We start from the raw sequence: 255 nt of genomic DNA on the forward strand, positions 1-255 counted from the left end.
GGGTGCCGTTCAGGCGGACCACGCCCTGCAGATGATCATCTGCGCTGTGGACCAGCAGAAGATTCAACTGACGATTGTCCTTATCGGCAGAGGCGATGGCTGGTATCAGTTCATTGGGGGCATTACCAGCGAGGGGGAGTCGCATTGATTGATCCTGAGGTGCTGATGCAGGTTGCCTGTCTTCACCAATGTACAGATTATTGGGAGGATTTTTGGGGGAGCGAACTTCCTGCATTATCTGTGGCCAGTGTTGTT

The 255-nt window shown here is 53.3% G+C and carries 1 pseudogene; it reads right to left on the reverse strand.

Annotation, left to right across the window (positions count from 1 at the left end):
- Window positions 1-255 (reverse strand): annotated as a pseudogene (locus E0D98_RS28615) (hypothetical protein); the annotation flags it as partial.

The sequence above is a fragment of the Escherichia sp. KCJ4928 genome (genome assembly GCF_004352695.1).
Lineage (GTDB): Bacteria > Pseudomonadota > Gammaproteobacteria > Enterobacterales > Enterobacteriaceae > ECMA0423.